The following is a 7,382-nucleotide window of genomic DNA, read 5'->3' as shown; positions in this document are numbered from 1 at the left end:
GGCAACGGCGACATCTTCTTGAAAGGTGCCTGTAAGGGCGGCCGGTTCGCCGGCACCCGTGTGCTCAAGCCCGCCGGCGTATGGATCCGGCAGCGGGTGAGAGGCTGAGCGGTGACGTCCGCGCATTCGGCGAATACGTCGATGACGACCACGGGGGCCGTCGCCGCGATGCTTGGGCTGCGTGCGCGGCCGCTGCACCGTAACCCCAAGACCAACGCTGCGCTTGCCGAATACCTTATCCACGCTGGTCAGGCCGCATGTTGGTACTCGTGGAGGGGGCCGCCAAGTCGCGCTCGTCGTCGATAGGGGCGGGCAGTGGGTGCAGGGGGCGGGCGTTGGTGAGGCCGGCATCCGGATGCCGCTGAGCACTACTTCAATGCCCGCATCGTTGAGCACGTCGTCGAACAGCTGCGGGAACTTCCCGTCCCGGTCCTGGATCAGGTAGCGAGGTCGGACCAGCACACGACGTTCGGGACGAAGGTGATCGTGGTGACGCCGAGAGGCGCACTACGTGCTGGACGAGATCATGGGCGCCCCCACCGCCTGGACTCCAGGCCCTGATCACGGCGGTCACCACCGGGCATGCCCTGAACTGAATCTCTACTCCCCGGTTCAACAAACCACCGGTAAACCATTTCAGGGGCCGCCGCTCTCCGTTCTGTCGTTCAGTCGAGCAGCGAAACGCCCAACCGACTCATCAGGTCCCCGCCCTCGCCGGTGTCGTCAGCGTCCACAGCTCCACCTCGTCCGCGGGCAACGCGTCCAGCCCCCGGTCGCGGGAGAACACGCCCTCGTCGCGGTCCGCCCACAGCAGCTTGGTGCGCCAGTGCAGACTCGCCTCCTCGGTGATGCCCATCGCGCCGTGTAGCTGGTGCGCGGCGCGGGTCACCTCCGTGGAGACGGCCGAGGCCACCTCGCGAGCGGTGATCAGCGCAAAGTGCAGCGAATGCTCGTCCCCGGCGCGGAAACGACGGCGTGCCTCGTGGACGGCCGTATCTAACTGCCGCAGTGACACGGTCAGTTCGCCCGCGATTGTGCGTACCGCCGGAATCTTGATGAGTGGGCTGCCGAACTGGACGCGCTCGGTCACATAGCGGCGAGCCTCGGCCACAGCGCCCTCCGCGGCTCCGAGAATTTCCTGGAGCAGGAGCAGTTCTGCGACGTCCGCCACCCGGCGCGGGAGCGCCTCACCGGCCTCATCACCCCCCTCACCCATCTCGTACATCAGTCTGTACGGGCGGCCCGCCAAGTCCACCTCGTCCGCGGTGCCGCCATCAACGGGCATGGAGACCGTGCCGTCGGCGGCGACCAGCGCGGTCGCAGCCGGCTCCCACACCCCGTACGCCGTGGGGTGGACAGCGATCGCGTCGGCGGGCAGTGCCTCGGCGGTTGCGTACCGTGCAACCAGGGTCTGACGCAGTGGCAGGGCGAATCCGGCGCGGGCGAGTGCGGTCACTGCGCCGCACGCGGCGTCCAGCAGTTCCCGGCTCTCGGGCGAGCCCGGGTCGGTGAAGTCGGCGTCGTCGAGGATGCCGGTCCAGCCCAGCTCGACGGCGGTGTTCCACTGGGCGCGGAAGGCGTCCGTGCGGGTGAGGTCTTTGCCGGCCCGAGGGCGGGGCAAGTGGGTGACGACCTCGCGGACCGCCTCGTCGAGGGCCGGGTCGAACTCTTCGGTGGTGCTCATCACTTATGGCCTTTCGCGATGACGGACAGCATGACCTGGGCGGCCCCGCCGCGGATGCCGGAGGCCGGAGACGTGGCGACGGCCTGGTCGTACAGGGCGTGGATGTTCCGGTCGGCGCGTGGCATCAGCGGGCGCGCCCATTCGATGACGTCCATCTCGAACTTGTTGCCGAGGTACTTGCTCATCGCGGCCTGGGTGACCGGGGTGTGTCCGGCGTCCATGGCGCGGGCGTTCTCCAGCGCCCAGCGGCGCAGAATCTGCAGCCGCCCGGCCAGCGCCCGCAGTTCGCGCAGGCCGGTGTGGTCCGCAAGGCCGGCCCGGATCACGGCGGTGAGCAGCGGATACGTCGACAGGAACCGCTCGGGGCCGCCGCGCTCGAACGACAGCTGGCCCACCACCTGCTGCCAGCCCGCGCCGACCTCGCCGATCACCCAGTGGCCGGGAACGTGCACGTCCTCCAGCACCACCTCGTTGAAGTGGTGCTCGCCGCGCAGGTCGAGGATCGGGGAGACGGTGATGCCCGGGGAGTCCGTGGAGACGATGAACTCGGTGAGTCCGGCGTGCTTGTCCTCCTCGCTCGAGGTGCGGGCCAGCAGGTACAGGTGGGTGGCGCGGTGGGCGCCGCTCGTCCAGATCTTGCGGCCGGTGACGCGCCAGCCCTCCCGGTCGCGTACCGCTCTGGTGCGGGCGGCGGCCAGGTCGGAGCCGGCGTCGGGCTCGCTCATGCCGAGGGCGAAGCGGTACTTGGCGCGGGCCAGCTCGGGGCAGAACTCCTCCTGGAGCTCGCGGGTGCCATGGCGCAGCAGGGAGGGGCCGATCTGCCGCTCGCCGACCCAGTGGGCGGCCACCGGTGCCCCGGCGCGCAGCAGCTCCTCGCTGACCGCGAAGCGGTCCACGTTGGTGCCCTCGGCACCGCCGAACTCCTTCGGCCAGGTCACCGCGAGCAGGCCGCGGCGGCCCAGCTCCTGGCTGAAGTCGGTGTCGTAGCCGCTTGCCCAGGAGTCGCAGCGGGGTGTGAAGTCCCACTCGGCGACGAGTTCGCGCACGCGGCGGCGCAGGTCCTCGGAGGTGTCGGTCATCTCGCTCACTTCCCCTCGAAGCGCGGGGCGCGCTTTTCCAGATACGCGGCCATGGCCTCGGCGGCGTCCGCGGTCGACTGGACCACGGCCTGGTGGGAGGCGATGAGTTCGAGGGAGGTTCGCAGGTCGGCGTGCTCCCCGGCGCGTACCGCGCGCTTGATCAACTGGACGGCGACGGGCGGCTGGGCGGCGAGCTGCGTCGTGAACTCCTCGAGGCGGTCGTGGAGCCCGGCCGCCGGATGAACCTCGTCGACGAGGCCCCACTCCAGGGCGCGCTCGGCGTCGACGAACTCGCCGGTCCACAGCAGTCGCAGGGCCTTGGAGCGGCCGACGATGCGGGGCAGGTAGTGGCAGCCGCCGTCGCCGGGGACCAGTCCGACGCGGACGTACCCTTCGGAAAGGCGGGCGGTGTCGGAGGCGATGCGGTAGTCGCACATCAGCGCCATGTCCATCCCGGCGCCGACGGCCACGCCGTTGATCCCGGCGATGAGCGGCTTGCTCAGGTCCTCGGCGGCGCGGGCCACGGGGTGCACGTGGTCGGTCATCAGCCGCTGGTTGTCCAGCGGAGTGCGGTCCTGCGCGGTGAGCCCGCCGAGGTCGGCCCCCGCGCAGAAGGCGTCCCCGTTGCCGGTGACGACGACCACGCGGACGTCGTCGTCGGCCTGGAAGGCGCGGTACGCCTCCGCCCAGGCGCGCAGCGTCTGCGTGGTGAAGGCGTTCTTGCGCTGCGGACGGTCGAGGACGATCCAGCCGATGTGGTCTTTGACGTGGATCTGAAGCCCGGCGTCTGTATCGGGCATGTGTGACTCCTCAGAAGGTTGGCGCGATGCGGCGGAGCCGCCGCGCGGGATGGTGCGAGCCCCCACGACGGGGGTCCCGTCGTCGCCGGTGCGGTCTGCTGCGGGGGCGGCCGCGCAGGACCGGTCAGGTGGCCCAGGCGGGCCGGCGCCGCTCGAGGAAGGACGCCACGCCTTCGCGGGCCTCGTCTGTGGCGAGCAGCCGTGCGGCGAGCGCCGTCATGGTGTCGGCGTCCCGGTCGACGGACCGCAGCACCTCGGCGGTGGTCAGGCGCTTCGTCGCGGCGAGGGCGTTCGGGGCGGCGGCGCGCAGCCCGTCGAGGATGGGTGTGAGCGCCGTGTCGAGGTCGTCCTCGGCGGCGAGCGTCACCAGGCCGATGCGGGCTGCTTCCGCCGCGGTGAACCGTTCGCCGGTCAGGAAGTAGCGCGATGCAGCCCGCGGGTCGACCCGGGGCAGGACGGTCGTGGCCAGCACGGCGGGCGCAAGACCGATCCGCACTTCTGTGAACGCGAAGCTCGCCTGTGGCCCGGCGGCCACGATGTCGCAGGCACCGAGCAGCCCGATGCCCCCGGCCCGGGCGTGCCCGGCCACGCGGGCGACCACGGGCTTGGGCGACTCGACGATGGTGCGGAGCAGTTGGAGGAGCCTTTGAGGCCCCGCCGAGTCGTGGGTCGGGTGGCGGGCTTCGTCCAGGTCGATGCCGGCGCAGAAGGTGGTGCCGGTGTGGGTGAGGAGCACCGCCCGTACGTCCGGGTCCCGCGATGCCCTGGTCAGCTCGGCGGTCAGTTCGGTGATGAGACGGGCGGAGAGGGCGTTGCGGTTGTGCGGCGAGTCAAGGGTGAGCGCCGCGACGCCGTCCTCGTCTGTGCGGCGGACCAGAGGTGCTGTCGTCATGCTCGTACGGCTCTTTCGGGAGGGAGGGCCGCACTGGGGATGCCCGGGCGGACACCCCCAGTGCCGGGGGATCACTCGGGCAGCGGCGCGCGATGGGTCTCGCGGAGCGTGAGGACGGTGATCAGGGTGACGGCGGTGCAGGCCACGACGTACCAGCCGAACCAGCCCGCATGCCCCGCGGACTGCAGCGCGGTGGCGATCACCGGTGCGGTGCCGCCGAAGACGGCCACGGACAGCGCATAGGGGACGCTGATGCCGCTCACTCTCACCTGGGCAGGGAAGAGCTCCACGCTGACCGCCGCCGCGATGGCGGTTGTGCCGCTGAGCAGGAGCAGCCCGGTGCCCTGGACCAGGATCAGGCTCTGGACGGTGTCGCCGATGGCGCTCAGGAGCGGCACGGTGCCCACGATGAAGCCGATCGCGTAGAGGAGCATCAGCGGCTTGCGGCCGATCCGGTCGGACACCATCCCGACAAACGGCTGGGCGATGGCGAACGCCACCAGCGACACCGTCGCCGCCGTCATCGCCTGCCCCTTGTCGATTCCGCCGGCGGTCACCGCGTACGTGGGGAGGTAGGCGGTCCACGTGTAGAAGGCCACCGCCGGGCCGAGCGTGAGGCCGAAGATCTGGAAGGTCTGGGCGGGGTAGCGGCGAACGAACTCGAACACTCCCGGGCGCTCGATCGCGCCCGCTCTGTGCCCCGCGTGGGCGGCGGTCTCCTCGGCGCTGCGGCGGATCCACCAGCCGACCACGGCGAGCAACGCACCGGTACCGAACAGGATGCGCCAGCCGTAGCCCTCCATCGCCTGCTCGCCGAGAGCGGCGACGAGCAGACCACCGGCACCGGTCAGCGCGATCTTGCCGATGTTCGATCCGACGTACAAGAAGCTGGAGTACAGCCCGCGACGGTGGGACGGCGCGGACTCCACCATGAACGCGGACGCCGCTCCCCACTCACCGCCGGTGGCCAGGCCCTGCACCAGCCGGGCGATGACGAGCAGAACCGGCGCGAGCACGCCGATCTGGGCGTAGGTGGGGCAGACGGCTACCAGCAGACTCCCGCCGCCCATCAGCGCGATGGACAGGGAAAGCCCGGCGCGGCGGCCGTAGCGGTCGCCGAACGCGCCCAGGGCCAGTCCGCCGAAGGGCCGGGCGAGGAAGCCGACGGCGAACACCCCGAAGGTGGCGAGCAGCGGCACCAGGCCGGCGCCCGACTGCTTGGGGAAGAACTGGTCGGCGAAGAAGACCGCGAGATAGGCGTAGGCCGACCAGTCGAACCACTCGACGAGATGGCCGATGGTGCCGGCGATCAGCTGTCGCCTGCGGTTGGGCACCTTCGTCGTCGAAAGGCTGCTCGGGGCAGCGGTCATGTCGGTCATGGGGGAGCGGTCCCGTCTGTGTGACATGGAGATGCAGGGGGAGATCTGCGATGGAGGTGGTGAGGCGGCTCGGTGGCTCTGGGGCAGGAAGAGAGGCACTGCGTTGCGGGGGAGCCGGGGAAGCGTTCCTGTCTGCTTCGGTGAGATGGCTCTGGCCTGCGGCGATGAGGGTTCGGCCGGTGCCGGGCTCTGGGGCGGCCCGATGGGTCAGGCGACAGCGGACGGATCGGGTGTCGCCGTGAGCAGGGCGGGGTCGAAGCCGACCTCGGTGAGCACTTCTTCGGTGTGCTCACCGACGTGCGGGCAGTGCCGCCACAGCCGCCCCCGCGTACGCGAGTAGCGGACGGGCGGTGCGACATACCGGTAGGTGCCCTCGCTCGGGTGCTCCAAGATCTGGAGCAGCCCGCCCTGCCGGGCATAGCTGCTCTCCGCGGCCTCCCGCAGGCTGTACACGGGATGGGCGGGAATGCTCACCCGGTCGCAGAAGTCCTGCCACTCGTCGTTGGTGAACTTCGGGGTCACCTCGCGTAGGTACGCATAGAGCTCGTCGGCGTGCGCGACGCGCCCGGCCATGGTCGAAAAGCGCGGGTCGGCGGCGAGGTCGGGGCGGCCGGCGTGGGCGAAGAAGTCGCGCCAGTTGCGGTCGTTGTAGGGCAGGATGCACATCCAGCCGTCAGCCGTCGGACACGCCTTGCGCTCCTTGCTGAGCACGCGCCGGTATCCGTAACCGGGCTCCTGGACCGGCTCCAGCGACGCGCCGGACAGATGCTCGACCAGGTTGAAGGCGATCATGGTGTCGGCCATCGGGACCTCCACGTGCTGTCCGGCACCAGTGCGGTCCCGGTGCCGGAGCGCGGCCAACACGGACTGCACGATCACCAGGCCGCACACCTTGTCCGCGAGCACGGTCGGCACGTAGTACGCCTCGCCGCTCACCTGCTCGTTCAGCCAGACGAGGCCGGAGGCGGCCTGCAGGATGTCGTCGTACGCGGCGTTGTCGCCCTGGGGCGAATCGCTACGGAACCCCTGGGCGTTGACGTACACCAGGCCCGGGTTGACGTCGGCCACGTCCTCGTACCACAGGCCGAGCCGGCGCAGGGCCTGCGGGCGGACGTTGGTGATGAAGGCATCGGCGGTGCGCAGCAGCGCGAGCAGCGCCTCACGCCCGGCCGAGGTCTTCAGGTCGAGCCGCACACTGCGCTTGTTGCGATTGAGGTTGAGGGTGGCACCGGCCATGCCCTCGTGCCGCTGGGGCTCGAAGTGTCGGGTGGGGTCCCCGCCCGGAGCCTCGATCTTGATGACGTCCGCGCCAAGGTCGCCCAGCTGCGCGCCTGCGTACGGTCCCATGATCACGGTGGCCAGTTCGATGACCCGCAGGCCGGCCAGTGGCCCACATCCCACGGTTCCGTCGCCCTTGACGTGCTCGTGCTCTGCCGACATGCCTCGCGCCTCCTGCGTCCCTTCAGGAGTCCGGCCCCCGACCGCTGGACTGGACTGAGCTTCGAACCACAATTCAACGCAGGGCCATTCATTGATATCCAATACTTC

General features: G+C 70.5%; 6 protein-coding genes. All 6 read right to left on the bottom strand.

From position 1 onward, the window contains the following. Positions 1-697: 697 nt before the first annotated feature. Positions 698-1,684, bottom strand: a complete 987-nt coding sequence (locus EOT10_RS19790; RefSeq protein WP_127829533.1) for an acyl-CoA dehydrogenase family protein — start codon at positions 1,682-1,684, stop codon at positions 698-700. Further along, a complete protein-coding gene (locus EOT10_RS19785; protein WP_127829532.1) occupies positions 1,684-2,763 on the bottom strand; it encodes an acyl-CoA dehydrogenase family protein in 1,080 nt (359 codons plus the stop codon). The genes EOT10_RS19790 and EOT10_RS19785 overlap by 1 nt, the downstream gene beginning before the upstream one ends. 5 nt (positions 2,764-2,768) lie before the next feature. Next, a complete protein-coding gene (locus tag EOT10_RS19780) occupies positions 2,769-3,563 on the bottom strand; it encodes an enoyl-CoA hydratase/isomerase family protein (protein WP_127829531.1) in 795 nt (264 codons plus the stop codon). A 124-nt stretch (positions 3,564-3,687) separates the two neighbouring features. Continuing rightward, the gene (locus EOT10_RS19775; protein WP_127829530.1) at positions 3,688-4,455 is read right to left on the bottom strand and encodes an enoyl-CoA hydratase family protein; all 768 of its coding nucleotides are present in this window, start codon (positions 4,453-4,455) and stop codon (positions 3,688-3,690) included. Positions 4,456-4,526: 71 nt separating this feature from the next. Next, positions 4,527-5,834 carry an MFS transporter gene (locus EOT10_RS19770; RefSeq protein WP_223281097.1) on the bottom strand — a complete coding sequence of 436 codons (1,308 nt, stop codon included), beginning with the start codon at positions 5,832-5,834 and terminating at the stop codon, positions 4,527-4,529. Positions 5,835-6,041: 207 nt separating this feature from the next. Further along, complete coding sequence (locus EOT10_RS19765; RefSeq protein WP_189491804.1) at positions 6,042-7,274, bottom strand: CaiB/BaiF CoA transferase family protein; 1,233 nt, start codon at positions 7,272-7,274, stop codon at positions 6,042-6,044. Positions 7,275-7,382 lie beyond the last annotated feature (108 nt).

The organism is Streptomyces antnestii, from assembly GCF_004005495.1.
Classification (GTDB): Bacteria; Actinomycetota; Actinomycetes; order Streptomycetales; family Streptomycetaceae; genus Streptomyces; species Streptomyces antnestii.
The sequence above is the reverse complement of the archived record's forward strand: the minus strand, read 5'-3'. Positions and strand labels throughout refer to the sequence as shown.